Raw genomic sequence first — 19,045 nt, forward strand, 5'->3', positions numbered from 1 at the left:
TGAATATTTATTAAAAGTGCAACAACAAAGACACAAGCTCAAATAAAATATTTAACAGAAGATTAACAATAGATACAGAATAGATATTCAACAGGGAGATTCATTGACATCGCTAACATAAGGTTAACAAGTTACAACTGAATTTGGAAAGTGGCGCGCATGGAAGGAGTCGAACCTCCGACCGCCTGGTTCGTAGCCAGGTACTCTATCCAGCTGAGCTACATGCGCGTTGGAATGATTATTTTGTTGCTAGATGAAACAAAGAAGGTGGCGCGCATGGAAGGAGTCGAACCTCCGACCGCCTGGTTCGTAGCCAGGTACTCTATCCAGCTGAGCTACATGCGCGTCGTAAATGTTTTATCTGATTTCTCAGATCTTGCACTTACTAACTGTAAGTAGAAGAAGTGGCGCGCATGGAAGGAGTCGAACCTCCGACCGCCTGGTTCGTAGCCAGGTACTCTATCCAGCTGAGCTACATGCGCGTCATAAATGTTTTACCTGATTTCGCAGGTCTTGAACTTACTAATGTAAGAAAAGAAGTGGCGCGCATGGAAGGAGTCGAACCTCCGACCGCCTGGTTCGTAGCCAGGTACTCTATCCAGCTGAGCTACATGCGCGTCATAAATGTTTTACCTGATTGCGCAGGTCTTGCACTTACTAATGTAAGTAGAAGAAGTGGCGCGCATGGAAGGAGTCGAACCTCCGACCGCCTGGTTCGTAGCCAGGTACTCTATCCAGCTGAGCTACATGCGCGTCATACCAAAACATAAATGGCGGTGAAGGAGGGATTTGAACCCTCGATGGGGCTACAAACCCCATACTCCCTTAGCAGGGGAGCGCCTTCGGCCACTCGGCCACCTCACCGTTCTGGTGGCGCACATATTACCTTCAGTCGGAAATATGTCAAACAATTTTTAATAAAAGCGTACTGTTCGAACAGTTCTTAATCAAGTGCCATCTGGTGTGAGAACTTTAAGATAATATCTTGATATAGATGCTGCAAAAGTAACAAAGGAGCCACTGGCTCCTTTATCAAATTAGGGTTAGAAAGAATCAGAGCCCTTTTCTGCTTGAATTCGCATGTAGATCTCTTCGCGGTGCACAGAGACTTCTTTTGGCGCATTAACACCGATACGAACTTGGTTACCTTTTACTCCTAGAACAGTCACTGTCACTTCGTCACCGATCATTAACGTTTCACCTACACGACGAGTCAAAATTAGCATATACAGCTCCTTGTTTCCGTTTTCTGTTTTGTTGGATTCTATTATCCATATATCAACCAAAAAGGTAATACCTAATATCCGATAGGATATTAGGGTTTTCGCCTACTTACCTGCTTCAGGCTCTGCATCTAAACCAAATGCAGTGTGTAATGAACGCACAGCTAGTTCTAGATACTTCTCGTCAATCAAAACAGAAACTTTAATTTCAGATGTAGAGATCTGATGCATGTTAATGTTTTCACGGCCAAGCACCTCAAACATAGTTTTAGCTACGCCTGGGTGATTCCACATCCCCACACCAACAATAGATACTTTAGCAATGTGATCATCACCTTGCACGTTTTTAGCACCAACCTCGGTAGCAACTTGGTTCAACAGCTCAGTGGCACGACGGTAATCATCACGATGAACAGTGAAGGTGAAGTCAGCTTTACCGTCACCTAGCGTGTTTTGCACTATCATATCAATGTCGATACCCGCTTCACCGATAGGTGAAAGCACGCGTGCCGCCATCGCTGGCTCATCAGGTACACCACAGATAGTTAAACGTGCTTCGTCGCGGTTAAAAGCAATACCTGATACTACAGGAGATTCCATGTTTACTTCCTCATAACTGATTAAAGTGCCTGAGCCTTCTTTAAAACTTGATAGTACACGCAACGGTACACTGTATTTACCTGCAAATTCTACCGAGCGGATCTGTAGAACCTTCGCACCTAAGCTAGCCATTTCTAGCATTTCTTCAAACGTAATGGTTTCTAAGCGTCTTGCTTGTGGCACCATCCGTGGATCCGTGGTGTAAACCCCGTCCACATCGGTATAGATTTGACACTCATCCGCTTTTAATGCCGCAGCTACCGCTACCGCAGAGGTATCAGAGCCACCTCGACCTAGCGTCGTAATGTTGTTGAACTCATCGCGGCCTTGGAAGCCAGCGACCACAACCACTTTACCTTCAGCTAGGTGTTTTTTGAGGTTCTCAGTTTCAACATCCAAGATCCGCGCTTTGCTGTAACTCGAATCGGTTTTCATACGCATTTGGTCGCCAGTCATCGAGACCGCATCCACGCCAGCTTTTTGTAGCGCAATGGCTAGCAAGGCTATCGTCACTTGCTCACCGGTAGACACCAACACATCCATTTCACGACGGCTAGCATCTAAGTCTAGCTCTTTTGCCATACCGATTAAGCGGTTGGTTTCACCCGACATTGCAGATACAACGACGACCACATCATGACCTTCAGCTTTGGTGCGTTTTACCCGCTCAGCCACGGCTTCAATACGCTCTAACGTACCGACTGATGTACCACCATATTTTTGAACAATTACACCCACGTACTATTCCTTTTTATAGACGTTGCTCTAACCAAGGTTGAACAGATTTCAATGCATCAGGTAAAGCGGCAACATCCGAGCCACCTGCTTGGGCCATATCTGGACGACCACCACCTTTACCACCAACTTGTTGTGCCACCATATTGACTAACTCGCCGGCTTTAACCTTGCCTGTTAGATCTTTAGTAACACCTGCAATTAGGCTCACTTTACCTTCCCCTGACGTTGCCAAGAAAACAATGCCTGACTGCAGTTTGTTTTTCAGCTCATCAACCGATGAGCGAAGAGCCTTAGCTTCAATGCCATCTAAATGCGCAATAACAACACGGACCCCATTAATATCAACCGCTTGACCAATCAAGTTTGAACCAGCCTGACTCGCCATTTTCGCTTTAAGTTGTTCTAGCTCTTTCTCTAGCGATTTTGAGCGATCCAACACTTGGCGTACTTTAGCGCTAATGGTGAATTGGTCACCCTTAACCAGATCAAGTGTTTGTTGAATTTGTTCACCTAGGCTGTGAATAAAATCAATAGCCGCCGGTCCCGATACCGCCTCAATACGACGCACGCCAGCTGCGATACCACCTTCTGAAATGATTTTGAAAAAGCCAATGTCACCGGTGCGCTTGGCATGGGTACCACCACAAAGCTCGGTTGAAAAGTCGCCCATTTGCACAACACGAACCATTTCGTCGTATTTTTCACCAAACAGAGCCATCGCACCTGAAGCCTTAGCTTCTTCAATGTTCATCACCTTAGTAATGACTTCAAAGTTGTTGCGGATAGCTTTATTTACTAAGAATTCAACCTGACGGATAGATTCTATGGTCATGGCTTCAAAATGTGAAAAGTCAAAACGGAGCTTTTCCGCATCAACCAAAGAGCCTTTTTGCGAGATGTGCTCACCTAAGGTATGACGAAGCGCAGCATGTAATAAATGTGTTACCGAGTGGTTTAGCGCAATCGCTTGACGTTTTTCTTCATCAACAACGGCTGTGACTTCACTATCACGGCTTAGTTCCTTACCGCATAGGTAACCATAATGCAGGACAGCATTACCCGATTTTTGGGTATCGGTTACCACAAACGCACCGCCAGGGAATTGAATTTCACCGGTATCGCCAACTTGGCCGCCAGATTCCGCGTAGAAAGGTGTTTCACCTAGAATGATAATCCCTTCTTCGTCTTGGCTCAGGGAAGAAACAGATTCACCTTGCTTGAAGATTTCAACAATTTTAGCTTTGCTGTCGGTCACGTTGTAACCAAGGAAGCGGGTTTGATGTTCAACCTTGATCGCTTCATTGTAATCGGTGCCAAAGCTATTGGCTTTTTGCGCACGTTCACGCTGTACTTGCATTGCCGCTTCAAAACCCGCTTGATCGATAACCAGATCTCGCTCACGGGCAATGTCCGCGGTTAAATCAGCCGGGAAACCATAGGTATCATAAAGTTTAAATACCAACTCACCTGGGATAGTCGAGCCCGTTAGCTGAGCTAATTCGTCATCTAAAATAGCTAGACCACGGTCTAACGTTTTAGCAAATTGTTCTTCTTCCAGCTTTAGCATTTTTTCAACAATGGCTTGTTGCTTAGCTAACTCAGGGTAAGCTTCACCCATTTGGTTAACCAACTCTTGTACCAGCTTGTAGAAGAACGTCTCTGTCGCGCCTAACTTGTGACCATGGCGTACCGCGCGACGAATAATACGACGCAGCACGTAACCACGACCTTCATTTGACGGCATCACACCATCGGCAATTAAAAAGCTACAAGAACGGATGTGGTCGGCCACCACGCGCAATGATTTATCTTCTAAATCTTTAGCACCCGTAATTTCGGCCGTCTTTTTAATTAAGGCTTGGAAAATATCAATTTCATAATTTGAATGAACGCCCTGCAAAATAGCAGCAATACGCTCAAGGCCCATACCGGTATCAACCGAAGGCTTAGGTAGTGGCTCCATGGTGCCGTCAGCATGACGGTTAAATTGCATGAAAACCAAGTTCCAGATCTCGATATAGCGGTCACCATCTTCTTCTGGCGTTCCCGGAGGACCACCCCAGATATGCTCACCATGATCGTAGAAGATTTCGGTACAAGGACCACAAGGGCCGGTATCACCCATTGACCAGAAATTATCTTTAGCACCGATACGAGACAAACGATCAGCCGGAACGCCAATCTCTTTTAGCCAAATTTCAGCGGCTTCATCATCTTCTTCAAATACCGTGACCCATAGTTTTTCTTTAGGTAATTTAACGACTTCGGTCAAAAATTCCCAAGCAAAACTAATTGCTTCACGCTTAAAGTAATCACCAAAGCTGAAATTACCAAGCATTTCAAAGAAAGTATGGTGGCGCGCCGTGTAGCCGACATTTTCTAAGTCATTGTGTTTACCACCGGCTCTAACACAACGTTGGCTAGTGGTCGCGCGGGTATATGGGCGCTGATCCATTCCCAAAAACACATCTTTAAACTGAACCATGCCAGCATTAGTAAACAACAATGTGGGATCATTACCGGGAACAAGTGGACTACTAGCGACACCTTGGTGTCCTTTACTTTCAAAGTATCCAAGAAACGCATTGCGGATCTCAGCGGTGGATTGGCTCATGAATTAAGGTTCCGAGTTAAACTAAATAAAATCATTAATGCCCAGCCATACAGGCAGCACTAATCGACAAAATTAAATCGGCACAATATATCACGGCGAAACACGGGGGAAAAGTAAACAGCGCGAATTCAAAATAGTACGGGCTTAGGCTCGTTGTTCACCTTAGCAATATGATGTGAAAGTCAGCTTAACTAGCATAAATGCACAATCAAATGTACAGGTGCGCTATGGTGCAACGAATTTTCAAACTAAAATCCAATTCAAAAGCGCTGGCCAGCGCTTAATCTTCTGGCATTAGTGATTAACTTGACTGATGCTGGGCAACTGCAAAACGAACTTGATCACTATCAAAGCCACGAGAAAATAGATAGCGCTGACGTTTCTGGCGCTCTTTATAATCATCAATTTGCTTGTCACCGTACTTCTTTTGATAACATTGCTGTGCGATCTGGTACCAATCGAGCGCTAACTCGTCCAAAGCCTGCTGGATTTGCTCAGCCGAGATACCTTTTTGCTTTAATTCCATAGTGAGCCGCCCTAAACCAAACCCTTTATTCGCTTTGATCCGAATAAAGCTAGCGCAATAGCGTGCATCATTAATGTAATCACATTCGCAACAATGGCTGATGGCTTGTTCAATAAGCTGGCTGGGGTATTCTTTTTGCAGAAGTTTTTGTTTGATTTCAAGACGAGAGTGCTCTCGTCTTGAAACCAAGTTTATCAGTGCTTGATAAACTTGGTTATAACTGGCATCGCTGCGATCAATCCAACTGCGATTCATCAAGCTCATTCGCTAACTCAACGGCCTCGTTACTCGCTTTACCATTTTTGGCATCAGGTTTAGGCAGTAACGCTTCACGTAATAAGCCTTCAATTTCTTGTGCGATATGTGGGTGTTCGGTCAGGTAACGACAGGCATTTGCTTTACCTTGACCAATTTTGTCACCCTTGTATGAGAACCATGCACCTGCTTTTTCGATTAACTTTTCTTTTACGCCTAAGTCAATCACCTCAGCTAAACGGTTGATACCACCACCATAGAGAATTTGGAACTCGGCTTGCTTAAATGGAGGAGATACTTTGTTCTTCACAACCTTAACGCGAGTTTCATTACCCACCACTTCTTCACCTTCTTTTACCGCGCCGATACGGCGGATATCAAGTCGCACAGAAGCATAGAATTTAAGGGCGTTACCACCTGTGGTTGTTTCTGGTGAGCCAAACATCACACCAATCTTCATCCGGATTTGGTTGATGAAGATACAAAGACAGTTTGTTTGCTTAATATTACCCGTTAGCTTACGCAAGGCTTGTGACATCAAGCGAGCTTGTAAACCAACATGAGAGTCACCCATGTCACCTTCAATTTCAGCTTTAGGCGTCAATGCGGCAACCGAGTCAATAACCACTAAATTAACGGCACCCGAGCGCACTAACATGTCACATATTTCGAGTGCTTGTTCACCGGTGTCTGGCTGAGAAATTAATAGTTCATCAACATTAACACCTAGCTTACGCGCATAAATAGGATCAAGCGCATGTTCAGCATCGATAAATGCACAGGTTTTTCCTTGCTTTTGTGCTTCGGCAATAGCTTGTAATGTCAGTGTCGTTTTACCTGAGCTCTCAGGACCATAGATTTCTACGATACGGCCATAAGGAAGCCCCCCTATGCCTAGCGCAACATCAAGCCCAAGTGAGCCAGTCGAAACAGATTCAATATCTAACATAGCGGCAGCACCGTCGCCTAAACGCATAATCGAACCTTTACCAAATTGCTTTTCAATCTGGCCTAATGCTGCTGCTAACGCTTTTTCTTTATTTGGATCCATTTACGACTCCAGTAAGGTAAAATAATTTAATTAATTGGCTTTAGTATACTGTGGTTTCGTACAGTATCAAGAAAAAAGTGCACTGTATATAAAATCAGTTTTTTATTGGCCTATTTCATTGCAATTGCATTCTAACCAAGTTTAATGATAGTCACACTATCAAATCCGAGATTCAAACAGCAGAGATTCCTTGATGAGTAAAGACAATGTTTCGCAACACACCCCTATGATGCAACAGTATTTGGCATTAAAGGCGGAAGCACCTGATATCCTGCTGTTTTACCGAATGGGCGATTTTTATGAGTTATTTTTTGATGATGCTAAAAAGGCCTCGCGTTTGTTGGGTATTTCCTTAACCAAGCGAGGCCAAACTGCAGGTCAACCCATTCCGATGGCAGGGGTTCCCCACCACGCTGTTGAAGGCTATTTAGTTAAGTTGGTCCAACTGGGAGAGTCAGCGGCCATCTGTGAGCAAGTGGGTGATCCCGCCACCAGCAAAGGACCTGTTGAGCGTAAAATTGTTCGTATTATTACCCCTGGAACCGTCAGTGATGAAGCCTTACTTGACGACAGCCGCGATAACTTAATCTGTTGCGTTTACTACCAGCAGTCTAGTTTTGGCTTAGCCACCTTAGATATCACCAGCGGCCGCTTTGTAATTAACCAATTTGCCGAGCAAGAAACCTTACAAGCGGAATTACAACGCTTAGACCCAGCAGAATTACTCTACCCCGAAGATTTCGCTTATGTGCAATTAATTGAGCAAAGACGTGGGATCCGCCGCCGGCCGGAATGGGAGTTTGAATTAACCACAGCAACACGCACCCTCACCCAGCAATTTGCGACGCGTGATTTAGTCGGTTTTGGTGTTGCCAATGCCAACACGGCGCTATGCGCTGCAGGGTGTCTATTGCAATATATTAAAGATACCCAACGCACCGCCCTGCCTCATATTAACAGCATCAGCTTAGAGCAAAATCAAGCGGTTGTGATATTAGACGCCGCAACGAGACGTAACTTAGAGCTTACCCAAAACCTTGCCGGGGGTTATGAAAATACCTTAGCAGAAGTATTAGATAACACCGCAACCGCCATGGGCAGTCGACTATTAAAACGCTGGATCCACCAGCCGAGTCGAAATATTGAATTGTTGCAACAAAGGCAAAACCAAATTGAAGCCTTGATAGACCTCAACTTTTACACCGACTGTAGCGAACTGCTTAAGAACATCGGCGATATTGAACGAGTTATTGCACGTTTAGCCCTAAAAAGCGCCAGACCTCGTGATCTCGTAAAACTTAAAAATGCATTCGCAACCTTACCTGAATTACACCAACTATTTGCTGACAGTGGTGTGGAATTACTGCAAAAACTGTGTCAGCGCATTGACCAATATCCTGAGTTAGCGCAGCTACTCGAGCGAGCAATCATTGATAACCCACCGGTACTGATCCGAGACGGAGGAGTTATCGCACCGGGTTACCACGTTGAACTTGATGAGTGGCGCAACTTGTCTAAAGGCGCCACGGATTACCTCGCGGAATTGGAAGAGCGTGAAAAACAAGCAACCGGCATTGCGACTTTAAAAGTGAGTTATAACAAGGTTCATGGTTATTACATTGAAGTCAGCCGCAGTCAAAGCGACCAAGTTCCAGCCCATTATGTACGCCGACAAACGCTGAAAAATACCGAGCGCTATCTGATCCCCGAATTAAAAACTTATGAAGACAAGGTATTAATGAGCCAAGGTAAAGCCCTTGCCTTAGAGAAAAAGCTTTACGATGAATTACTCGACACCTTGCTACCTTATTTGAGCAAACTACAACAAACCGCAATAGCACTATCCGAGCTTGATGTCTTAGCGAACTTTGCCGAGCGTGCCGAAACCTTGCAGTATGTTAAACCCAGTTTAACCGAAGCATCTGGCATTAAGATTAATGCAGGTCGCCACCCTGTTGTTGAGCAAGTCAGTCATGATCCATTTATTGCCAATCCGGTAGCGCTGCACCCCGAACGCCGCATGTTAATTGTTACCGGTCCCAATATGGGCGGTAAATCTACCTATATGCGGCAAATAGCATTAATTGTATTAATGGCGCACATAGGTTGCTATGTACCGGCCGATGAAGCGGTGATTGGTAATGTTGATAGGATCTTCACCCGCATCGGTGCCAGTGATGATTTAGCGAGTGGTCGATCAACTTTTATGGTTGAAATGACTGAAACCGCTAATATTCTCCACAATGCCACTGCATCAAGCTTGGTCTTGATGGATGAAATTGGTCGCGGCACCAGCACCTATGATGGTATGTCACTGGCTTGGGCTTGTGCCGAACATTTAGCGCAAGCCACGCAGGCTCTCACCTTATTTGCCACCCATTATTTTGAATTAACCCAATTACCTGAGTTAATTGATGGCTTAGCCAATGTCCATCTTGATGCCGTGGAGCACCAAGATAGCATTGCCTTTATGCATTCGGTGCAAGAAGGGGCAGCAAGCAAGAGCTTTGGCTTGCAAGTAGCGGCGTTAGCAGGCGTACCTAAGCAAGTGATACAGCAAGCCAAACGTAAATTGCATCAGCTAGAAAGCCAAGGACAGCAGCAATTAGCAGCCAGTTCAACGCTAAGCCATATTGAGCAACCAAGCCAGCCAAGCTTGCCTTTTGAGCTACCCCATCCCGTCGTTGAGGAACTAAGCGCCATTAATCCAGATGAATTAACGCCCAAACAAGCCTTAGAACTGTTGTACCAGTTAAAACAACGCTTGTAATGGTGTCTAATTAGCTTGTTTGAGCGACTAAATAGTTTTCAATAAGATCAAAAAAGCCGCATTGGTTTGCGGCTTTTTAAACACAACAAGACAGATTATTGCCTTAACTAGACCTACTCACGAAATAGCGCTTCAATGTTGAGGCCTTGTTGAGTTAATACATCACGTAAGCGGCGCAGTGCTTCTACCTGAATTTGTCTTACTCGCTCACGCGTTAAGCCAATCTCACGGCCTACATCTTCTAACGTAGAAGCTTCATAACCTAATAAACCAAAACGTCTTGCCAACACTTCACGTTGCTTAGGATTAAGCTCTTCTAACCAATGCACTAGGCTTGAGCTAATGTCATCGTCTTGTGTAGACCCCTCTGGGCCACCTGATTTTTCATCAGCAATCACATCGAGTAAAGCTTTGTCGGTGTCGCCGCCAATAGGTGTATCAACCGAGCTGATGCGTTCATTCAGGCGCAGCATTTTATTGACGTCTTCAACTGGGCGATCTAACTTTTCAGCAATCTCTTCAGCGGTAGGCTCATGATCTAAGGTTTGAGCCAATTCACGGGCGGTACGTAAATATACATTAAGCTCTTTAACCACATGAATAGGCAAACGAATAGTGCGCGTTTGGTTCATTATTGCCCGTTCGATGGTTTGACGTATCCACCAAGTAGCATAAGTCGAGAATCTAAAGCCGCGTTCAGGGTCGAACTTCTCAACAGCACGAATCAAACCTAGGTTACCTTCTTCAATCAAGTCGAGTAATGCCAAGCCACGATTGTTGTAACGGCGAGCAATTTTCACTACCAAACGTAAATTACTTTCAATCATACGTTTACGTGCAACTTCATCACCACGAAGTGCGCGTCTTGCGTAATAAACTTCTTCCTCGGCAGTAAGTAATGGCGAAAAGCCAATTTCCCCTAAGTAAAGCTGGGTTGCATCTAGGTTTTTGACTTCAGAAGCGACCATTAACTCTTCATCGATATCATCTTCAATATCAAGTAATTCAATGTCTTGATCATCGATAAGATCTACGTCTTTGGCAATCGTGCTGGTTTTTTGTGTAGTGAGATTCATACTGTGTTCTCCCTAACAGTCGCAGTACAAATGCACTGCTACGGTTATTTTTTTGGTAAAAACCGTAATGGATCTACGGATTTACCGCGGTACCTAATTTCGAAATGAAGCCTGACATCTGTTGTGCCCGTACTTCCCATTTCAGCTATGAGCTGGCCCACTTTAACCGTTTGTTGCTCTTTAACGAGCAACTTATCATTATGAGCATAAGCGCTAAGGTAGTCATCGTTGTGTTTAATGATGATTAACTTGCCATATCCCCTTAAGGCACTTCCGGCGTATACCACTTTGCCATCGGCCGATGCTTTAACAGCCTGATTTCGCTTTCCGGCAATATCGATGCCCTTGTTACCCAATTCTGCGGTGGAAAAACGTGCAACTATTTTTCCTTCGGTTGGCCATTGCCATTGAGTAATCTTGTTCGAAGCTACGTCAGTTGTTGCATTTTTGTTCTTAGTTTTTTCAGCGTATTCCTTTCTTTTTGGCTGTTCAAGTTTTTTTTGTTGAATTGTTGAATTTTTATGATCTGCTGTATTAATTACTGGTTTGGCTTGAACTTTAGCTTTCGACTGGTTATTCGCGCTAGTGGAACCGGTTCCAGTAGAATTATATCCGGATGGGGGGATTTTTAGTTTTTGTCCGACGAAGATGGTATATGGGGGCTTGATTCGGTTGTATGCGGCGATATCTTTATAATCTTTACCTGCTCGCCAGGCGATACCAAACAAGGTATCCCCCTTTTTTACTTGGTAAACACTTTGCGATAATTGACCATAAGTTTGCTTTTGATATTTGCCTACGGTTTTAACAGGAGCAGGGGTATGGTTGGCACTACATGCCGACAGAAGTAAGATAAGCAAGATAAACGGAGCGCGAGACCAACGCAAAATTAGAGTCGCCATATATTCAAGCCAATTCCCCATTAATAAGTGGCACAAAACGAACCATTTCGATTGTTTGGCTAACCAAACGTTGTTGTTCGCGAGTAATAACCTTAAGTAGCTGTTCTTGCTCACCAACCGGAATAACTAATCGGCCACCAATTTTAAGTTGTGCCAGAAGTGCGTCTGGTACAGAGCTCGCAGCGGCAGTCACGATAATGGCATCAAATGGCCCTTTGCTTGCCCATCCCTGCCAGCCATCGCCATGTTTTGTCACCACGTTGTGACAATCTAACCGATTAAACTTACGTCTTGCCTGAAACTTGAGGCTTTTTATCCTTTCTATGGTGCAAACCGATGGAACCAATTGCGATAAAACCGTGGTTTGGTAACCCGACCCCGTGCCCACTTCCAAAACGTGCTGCGGATCGACCTCAAGTAATAATTCTGTCATACGTGCGACGATATAGGGCTGCGAAATAGTTTGCCCTTGACCGATGGGAAGCGCCGTATTTTCCCAAGCTTGGTGAGAAAAGGCCTCATCGACAAAAACCTGTCTAGGCGTTTTCGCTATAACCGCTAATACCTTTTCATTAGCGATCCCCATCTCACGTAAAGTATTGGCGAGTGCAATGCCTGCCGGAGTGGTGGCTAAGGTTAGCATTTAACTTAACTCCCAATTTAGTTTCATTTTGGCTAATGCATCTTGATGGGTTAAATCAATGGTCAACGGCGTCACTGAGACATAACCATTTGCAATAGCATCAAAATCGGTATCTGGGCCAGCATCTTGGGTTTTGCCTGGTGGACCTATCCAAAAGATAGCTTTTCCTCTTGGATCAATTTGCTTAACGATAGGCTCAGCACGATGACGGCTACCTAAGCGAGTCAGTTTAATACCTTTAATTTCATCTAATGGCAGATCGGGGACGTTTATATTAAGTACTTGCGAACCCGCTAGGCCGAATTGTTGTAGTTTGCCAAGCACCACTTTAGCGAAGTGCGCCGCCGTGTCGTAGTGCTTATCGCCCACAAGCGAAACAGCCATCGCTGGCAAACCAAGAAAACGACCTTCGGTTGCCGCTGCCACGGTACCCGAATAAATGACATCGTCACCGAGGTTTGCGCCTTCGTTGATACCCGCTATAACAATATCCGGCTCTTGCTCAAACAATTCGTTAATCGCTAAATGCACGCTGTCTGTGGGCGTACCATTTACACTATAAAAACCATTATCTAAATGGCGTAGTCTTAACGGTGACTCTAACGTTAACGAGTTACTCGCACCGCTGTGATTTCGCTCTGGCGCCACAGTGATGACATGCGCAATTTCGGATAAGGCATTGGATAATGCGGCTATCCCCGGAGCAAAAACACCATCATCATTACTCACTAATATTTGCATGACTTTCCTGCTCTTCGATTAATTCTCGAATTACACTGGTTGCATAACAACCCGATGACAAGTAGAAACTGATCACCGCATCATTACCATCTACCTCAACTTGCAGCTGATCTGGCAGTAAAAATAGCGCACGTCGCTCTTGTCTTAAACCATTGGCTTCAAGGCCTTGCTTTAATTCTATTTCATTTTCAAGCACGCCTAGCTCAAACTCTTTGGCAGCTAGGTTAGACGCCAGCTCGCCCTTACCCCAAAGCGGCCCAGTTAACTGGATATTATGCTCAGCCAAGCGCTGACTTAAACTAGGATCCGCTTCCTCAGTGGTAAAAAATGAACGGCTTCCGACCAGTCCACAACAATCACCCGGCAATACAGTGAACGCTAATTGTTGTTCGATACGCGCGCTGACAACACGATTAAACAAATAGCTACGCGCTGCCGACAAATACATGCTGCGTTTAAATCTATCTTTTATTTTGCGCCCTGCAAACATGGCTTTCGCCGAGCTGATATTGCCACCAGCAAAGCCAAAACGCTGCTGACCAAAATAATTGGGCACACCTTGCTTTATCAATTCGACTCTTTGAAGCAATTGCGCCATATCAGACACGTCGCGCAGGCGAATCGAGAAAGCGTTACCAGCTAAAGCCCCCGTTTTTAACTTTCTATTATGGCGAGTAATATCCAAAATAGTGATATTTTCACTGTTTAACGCACTAAAATCTGGCGTCACTAAACCCGGTATGTGGACAGAGAAGGTCTGTTCGGTAATGCCTCGGCGATCTTTTAGTCCGGCATAGGTCACCATTTTGGCCGGTAAATCCGCAATTTTAGCAATTTGCTTGGCAACAAATTGAGTATTTTCATCTCGCTTTTGCAAGCGAATAAAAACGTGCTCTCCTTCACCGGTTGGCTCAAAACCGAGGTTTTCAACCACCACGAAGTCTTCTACTTGTTGTTTAAACTGTGCGCTAATACTTGGAGCACCATGAAGGTAGGCCCAATTCATTTCAATACTCATGAGTTGGCCACCAATAACACCACGCTATGACAAGCAATACCTTCTTTACGACCGGTAAAGCCCAGCTTTTCAGATGTCGTCGCCTTTACGTTGACTTGAGATAGTTCTGCTTCCAGATCCGCCGCTAAACAAGCCCTCATCGCATCAATGTGTGGCGCCATTTTCGGTGCCTGAGCTATGATAGTGACATCCAAATTACCTAAACTGAAGCCCATTTCTTTAGCCTTGGCAAACACGTCTCTTAATAGTATGCGGCTATCAATACCAGCATAACTGGCATCGGTATCAGGGAAGTGGCGGCCAATATCACCTAAGGCAAGGGCGCCTAAAATCGCATCAGTCACCGCATGCAATGCCACATCACCGTCTGAATGAGCAACTAAGCCTTGTTCGTAAGGCACGGCAACGCCGCCAATAATCACAGGGCCTTCACCACCAAATTTATGCACATCAAAACCGTGCCCTATTCTAATCATGCTAAGCCTTCATTTTTTAGTTGCTTGATAAACAGCTCGGCCATTGCCATATCTTCTGGTCGAGTCACTTTAATATTGTCTGCACGCCCCGCAATGACCGAGCAAGGCAATCCGGCGAGCTCTATCGCCGATGCTTCATCGGTAATTTGGCGGCCCAACGTTATGCCTTGTTGTAAACTTTGAATCAGCTGATCGCGCAAAAAAGCTTGTGGCGTCAAAGCGTGCCAAAGCTGCTCTCGTGCCACCGTTTTAATAATCTGTCCTGATTCAGCGCAGCGTTTCATGGTATCACGAACCTGGGTGGCCAAAATTGCCCCCTGCTGCTTGCTACCAGTATGTTCAATTAATAAATCGATGTCGCCTTTAGTCAAGCAGGGGCGAGCAGCATCATGAACCAGCACCCAATCAGCTTGCTTAACCGCTAATAATCCACTCAATACCGAGTTGGCTCTTTCTGCTCCGCCTATCGCTAGAGTCAATTTAGGATGCTGAGCACAGCTTAACTGTTTAAACCAGTGGTCATTTTCAGCCAACACCACGACCACTTGTTCGATTTTAGGATGAGCTAATAAGGTCGCGAGTGACAGCTCAATCACAGTTGAGTCAGACAAAGGCAAATATTGCTTAGGCAGCTCAGCTTGCATTCGCGAGCCTATCCCTGCAGCAGGAACAACCGCCGCATAAGTTTGCTTATTCATTTAACTTCTTTTCTTTGGGTAGAATGCGAAAGAAGGTCTCCCCTTGCTTGATCAGACCAAGCTCATTGCGGGCACGCTCTTCAACGGATTCGGTTCCTTGTTTTAGATCGGCTATATCAGCAAACATACGTTGATTTCGCTCGCGTAATACCGCGTTATCTAGCTCTTGTTGGTTTACCTCCTCGGCAAGGCGAGTATAGTCAGCCAAGCCATTTTTACCACGCCAAAGATGGTATTGCAGCAGAGCCAATATCAGGCATAAAAGCAGAGTGAAAAAACGCATAGTGTTTTAGCAAGCCATAGGTCAGGTTATGTTAGCAAAGCGTAATGTCTTTAATGCCAGCTAGTTTCCCATATAAAAGCACGTAAATCAGCAACTCAAGTTTAAATTATTCGCCATTAGCCAATCTAATCTGAGGGCGGTGCTTGTTTAGGGCTATTTTCTGTGAGTTTGAGCCTTTTCTTTACGGTACAAACAAGCAGGCAAAAAAAATCCCCGCTAATGCGAGGATTTTCGAGAAGTTAATCTTCTTAAGCCAATATCGGTGATATTGGCATGGGAAAATTACTGACCTTTAACTTCTTTAAGACCGTTGAAAGGAGCTTTCTCACCTAGTGCTTCTTCGATACGGATTAGTTGGTTGTACTTAGCAACACGGTCAGAACGGCTCATAGAACCAGTTTTGATTTGACCTGCAGCTGTACCTACCGCTAGGTCAGCGATAGTTGCATCTTCAGTTTCGCCAGAGCGGTGTGAGATTACAGCTGTGTAGCCTGCATCTTTAGCCATCTTGATTGCAGCTAGCGTCTCAGTTAGAGAACCGATTTGGTTGAACTTGATAAGGATAGAGTTAGCGATGCCTTTCTCGATACCTTCCGCTAGGATCTTAGTGTTAGTAACGAATAGATCGTCACCTACTAGTTGAAGCTTGTCACCTAGTAGCTCAGTTTGGTGCTTGAAGCCATCCCAGTCAGATTCGTCTAGACCGTCTTCGATAGAAACGATTGGGAACTTGTTAGCTAGCTCAGCTAGGTAGTGGTTGAACTCTTCAGAAGAGAAAGTCTTACCTTCGCCTTTCATGTTGTAGATGCCAGCTTCTTTGTCGTAGAACTCAGATGCAGCACAGTCCATAGCAAGAGTAACGTCTTTACCTAGTTCGTAACCAGCAGCTGCAACAGCTTCTGCGATAACTTCTAGTGCTTCAGCGTTAGATTTAAGGTTAGGAGCGAAACCACCTTCGTCACCCACTGCAGTGCTGTAGCCTTTAGACTTAAGTACTTTAGCTAGGTTGTGGAATACTTCAGCACCGATACGTAGACCTTCTTTAAGCGTCTTAGCACCAACTGGTTGGATCATGAACTCTTGGATGTCAACGTTGTTGTCAGCGTGCTCACCACCGTTGATGATGTTCATCATAGGTAGAGGCATAGAGTAAACACCAGAAGTACCGTTTAGGTCAGCGATGTGCTCGTATAGAGGCTTACCTTTAGACGCTGCAGCTGCTTTAGCGTTAGCTAGAGATACAGCTAGGATAGCGTTAGCACCGAACTGTGATTTGTTCTCTGTACCGTCTAGGTCGATCATGATTTGGTCGATTTCAGCTTGTGCGCCTGCATCTTTACCAACTAGCGCATCTGCGATTGGACCATTTACAGCAGCAACCGCTTTAAGAACGCCCTTACCTAGGAAACGTGCTTTGTCGCCGTCACGTAGCTCAAGCGCTTCGCGAGAACCAGTAGAAGCACCAGAAGGCGCAGCTGCTAGACCAACGAAACCACCTTCTAGGTGTACTTCAGCTTCAACAGTTGGGTTACCACGTGAGTCGATAATTTCACGACCTAGAACTTTAACGATCTTAGACATTAAGATTTCCTCTACATTTATGTAATTTTACAACATTTTAAATTATGAATTTTTTAACAAATCTTAGCTATCGGGTCAATGAGAAACTCAATAAGATACTCAAAGAGTAAGTCATCGGTTTCTCATTGCAGGACTACTTATCTTCCCGATTTTGGTATTCACGAGCCGCTTTAATAAAGCCTTCGAACAATGGATGACCATCACGCGGCGTCGATGTAAATTCAGGGTGGAATTGCGCTGCAACAAACCAAGGATGGTTTGGATTCTCGATAATTTCCACCAATTTCTTGTCTGCCGACAAGCCTGTTACCTTCAAACCGGCTTTCTCGATTTGCGGTAAAAGATGATTATTTACTTCATAACGATGACGATGACGCTCATAAATCGTGTCACTGCCATACATGTCATGTACCTTAGAGCCTTTCACTAAGTGACATAGCTGTGAACCCACACGCATGGTGCCACCTAAGTCAGAGTCTTCACTGCGAGTTTCTACGTTACCGCTTTCATCGATCCACTCGGTGATAAGACCCACCACAGGATTTGGTGTATTTGGATTAAACTCGGTCGAATGCGCCGCTTCCATCTCCGCAACATTACGCGCATATTCAATTAGCGCCACTTGCATACCTAAACAGATACCTAAATACGGTACGTTATTTTCACGAGCATACTGCGCAGTTAAAATCTTACCTTCAACACCGCGCTTACCAAAGCCGCCTGGCACTAAAATCGCATCGACACCTTTTAGGATATCTGTGCCTTTTGCTTCAACGTCTTGTGAGTCAATGTATTTAATACTAACGCTGGCTTGGTTTTTCAAACCACCGTGCTTTAATGCTTCGTTAACCGATTTGTAAGCATCAGGTAGCTCAACATACTTGCCTACCATCGCAATAGTCAGCTCGGTTGTGGTGTTCGCTTCTTCATAAATAACGCGTTCCCACTCGCTTAAATCCGCTTCTGGACAAGTTAAACCAAAACGACGAACGCAGTATTCATCCAAGTTTTGCGCTTTTAGCAATGCTGGGATCTTGTAGATACTGTCGACATCTTTTAATGAGATAACGGCTTTTTCTTCTACATTACAGAATAATGAAATTTTTGCGCGTTCATTGGCTGGAATGGTACGGTCGCTACGACAAACCAAAATATCTGGCTGAATACCAATACTACGTAACTCTTTAACAGAGTGCTGAGTCGGCTTAGTTTTTACTTCACCCGCTGCGCCTAAGAACGGCACTAGGGTTAAATGCATAAAGATAGCGTGGTCACGGCCCACTTCGGTGCCTAACTGACGAATCGCTTCTAAGAAAGGTTGTGATTCGATATCACCTACGGTACCGCCAATTTCTACAATCGCGATATCAACCCCTTCACCACCAGCAATAACGCGCTCTTTAATGCCATTAGTAATGTGTGGAATCACTTGAATGGTTGCGCCTAAGTAATCACCGCGACGCTCTTTTGCTAATACGTCTGAGTAAACACGACCCGTAGTGAAGTTATTTCGCTTGGTCATCTTAGTGCGAATAAAACGCTCATAGTGACCTAAATCAAGATCAGTTTCAGCGCCATCGTCGGTAACAAATACCTCACCGTGCTGAATAGGACTCATGGTACCCGGATCCACGTTGATATATGGGTCCAGCTTCATGATCGTGACTTTTAGGCCACGAGCTTCAAGGATAGCGGCCAGTGAAGCGGCTGCAATGCCTTTACCTAGGGATGAAACTACCCCACCTGTTACGAATATATACTTTGTAGTCATGCTGATCCTGAGAAGTTAGGAGTTTTACGATGGTTTTGAGACGTTCAAGACGGGAAAAAATTATAACAAAACCACCCCT

The 19,045-nt window shown here is 44.9% G+C and carries 16 protein-coding genes and 6 tRNA genes; 1 reads left to right on the top strand and 21 read right to left on the bottom strand.

The features are described 5' to 3' along the window. Positions 1 to 151: 151 nt before the first annotated feature. From ACK8OT_RS05060 to recA, 11 genes are all read right to left on the bottom strand, one after another. Positions 152 to 228, bottom strand: a tRNA-Arg gene (locus tag ACK8OT_RS05060). A 40-nt stretch (positions 229 to 268) separates the two neighbouring features. Beyond that, a tRNA-Arg gene (locus ACK8OT_RS05065) sits at positions 269 to 345 on the bottom strand. Between the two features lie 60 nt (positions 346 to 405). Then, a tRNA-Arg gene (locus ACK8OT_RS05070) sits at positions 406 to 482 on the bottom strand. Between the two features lie 58 nt (positions 483 to 540). Then, positions 541 to 617: transfer RNA gene (locus tag ACK8OT_RS05075), tRNA-Arg, on the bottom strand. 59 nt (positions 618 to 676) lie between these two features. After that, positions 677 to 753: transfer RNA gene (locus ACK8OT_RS05080), tRNA-Arg, on the bottom strand. Positions 754 to 771: 18 nt separating this feature from the next. Continuing rightward, positions 772 to 864 (bottom strand) — tRNA-Ser (locus tag ACK8OT_RS05085). A gap of 179 nt (positions 865 to 1,043) precedes the next feature. Next, positions 1,044 to 1,226: a carbon storage regulator CsrA gene (gene csrA / locus ACK8OT_RS05090; protein ID WP_233071318.1), complete on the bottom strand. Its 183-nt coding sequence runs from the start codon at positions 1,224 to 1,226 to the stop codon at positions 1,044 to 1,046. A gap of 102 nt (positions 1,227 to 1,328) precedes the next feature. Beyond that, the gene (locus tag ACK8OT_RS05095; protein WP_410195421.1) at positions 1,329 to 2,561 is read right to left on the bottom strand and encodes an aspartate kinase; all 1,233 of its coding nucleotides are present in this window, start codon (positions 2,559 to 2,561) and stop codon (positions 1,329 to 1,331) included. A 13-nt stretch (positions 2,562 to 2,574) separates the two neighbouring features. Further along, entirely contained in the window at positions 2,575 to 5,175 is a 2,601-nt protein-coding gene (gene alaS, locus ACK8OT_RS05100; protein ID WP_410195422.1) for an alanine--tRNA ligase, read from the bottom strand. Positions 5,176 to 5,476: 301 nt separating this feature from the next. Then, positions 5,477 to 5,956, bottom strand: coding sequence for a regulatory protein RecX (locus ACK8OT_RS05105; RefSeq protein ID WP_410195423.1), 480 nt, complete (start codon positions 5,954 to 5,956; stop codon positions 5,477 to 5,479). Beyond that, complete coding sequence (gene recA, locus ACK8OT_RS05110) at positions 5,937 to 7,007, bottom strand: recombinase RecA (RefSeq protein WP_410195424.1); 1,071 nt, start codon at positions 7,005 to 7,007, stop codon at positions 5,937 to 5,939. The genes ACK8OT_RS05105 and recA overlap by 20 nt, the downstream gene beginning before the upstream one ends. A 193-nt stretch (positions 7,008 to 7,200) precedes the next feature. Here recA and mutS point away from each other — a divergent pair, with 193 nt between their 5' ends. Continuing rightward, positions 7,201 to 9,777: a DNA mismatch repair protein MutS gene (gene mutS, locus ACK8OT_RS05115; protein ID WP_410195425.1), complete on the top strand. Its 2,577-nt coding sequence runs from the start codon at positions 7,201 to 7,203 to the stop codon at positions 9,775 to 9,777. A gap of 113 nt (positions 9,778 to 9,890) precedes the next feature. Here the strand turns inward: mutS and rpoS are convergent, their stop codons facing one another. From rpoS to pyrG, 10 genes are all read right to left on the bottom strand, one after another. Continuing rightward, positions 9,891 to 10,853, bottom strand: a complete 963-nt coding sequence (gene rpoS, locus ACK8OT_RS05120; RefSeq protein ID WP_410195426.1) for an RNA polymerase sigma factor RpoS — start codon at positions 10,851 to 10,853, stop codon at positions 9,891 to 9,893. Positions 10,854 to 10,897: 44 nt separating this feature from the next. Continuing rightward, a complete protein-coding gene (locus ACK8OT_RS05125) occupies positions 10,898 to 11,755 on the bottom strand; it encodes a peptidoglycan DD-metalloendopeptidase family protein (protein ID WP_410195427.1) in 858 nt (285 codons plus the stop codon). Between the two features lie 4 nt (positions 11,756 to 11,759). Beyond that, positions 11,760 to 12,398: a protein-L-isoaspartate(D-aspartate) O-methyltransferase gene (locus ACK8OT_RS05130; protein ID WP_410195428.1), complete on the bottom strand. Its 639-nt coding sequence runs from the start codon at positions 12,396 to 12,398 to the stop codon at positions 11,760 to 11,762. After that, on the bottom strand, positions 12,399 to 13,139 hold the full coding sequence (surE, locus tag ACK8OT_RS05135; protein WP_410195429.1) for a 5'/3'-nucleotidase SurE: 741 nt from the start codon (positions 13,137 to 13,139) through the stop codon (positions 12,399 to 12,401). Beyond that, positions 13,120 to 14,157 carry a tRNA pseudouridine(13) synthase TruD gene (gene truD / locus ACK8OT_RS05140; RefSeq protein WP_410195430.1) on the bottom strand — a complete coding sequence of 346 codons (1,038 nt, stop codon included), beginning with the start codon at positions 14,155 to 14,157 and terminating at the stop codon, positions 13,120 to 13,122. The genes surE and truD overlap by 20 nt, the downstream gene beginning before the upstream one ends. Further along, positions 14,154 to 14,633, bottom strand: a complete 480-nt coding sequence (gene ispF, locus ACK8OT_RS05145) for a 2-C-methyl-D-erythritol 2,4-cyclodiphosphate synthase (RefSeq protein WP_410195431.1) — start codon at positions 14,631 to 14,633, stop codon at positions 14,154 to 14,156. The genes truD and ispF overlap by 4 nt, the downstream gene beginning before the upstream one ends. Beyond that, complete coding sequence (gene ispD / locus ACK8OT_RS05150) at positions 14,630 to 15,331, bottom strand: 2-C-methyl-D-erythritol 4-phosphate cytidylyltransferase (protein ID WP_410195432.1); 702 nt, start codon at positions 15,329 to 15,331, stop codon at positions 14,630 to 14,632. Before ispD ends, ispF begins: the two co-directional genes overlap by 4 nt. Continuing rightward, positions 15,324 to 15,614: a cell division protein FtsB gene (gene ftsB / locus ACK8OT_RS05155; protein ID WP_410195433.1), complete on the bottom strand. Its 291-nt coding sequence runs from the start codon at positions 15,612 to 15,614 to the stop codon at positions 15,324 to 15,326. Before ftsB ends, ispD begins: the two co-directional genes overlap by 8 nt. A gap of 282 nt (positions 15,615 to 15,896) precedes the next feature. Next, a complete protein-coding gene (eno, locus tag ACK8OT_RS05160; RefSeq protein ID WP_410195434.1) occupies positions 15,897 to 17,195 on the bottom strand; it encodes a phosphopyruvate hydratase in 1,299 nt (432 codons plus the stop codon). Positions 17,196 to 17,328: 133 nt separating this feature from the next. Next, positions 17,329 to 18,966, bottom strand: a complete 1,638-nt coding sequence (pyrG, locus tag ACK8OT_RS05165; protein ID WP_410195435.1) for a CTP synthase — start codon at positions 18,964 to 18,966, stop codon at positions 17,329 to 17,331. Positions 18,967 to 19,045: the final 79 nt, after the last annotated feature.

This window comes from Motilimonas thetidivivens (assembly GCF_046452435.1).
GTDB lineage: Bacteria > Pseudomonadota > Gammaproteobacteria > Enterobacterales > CBDFNC01 > Motilimonas.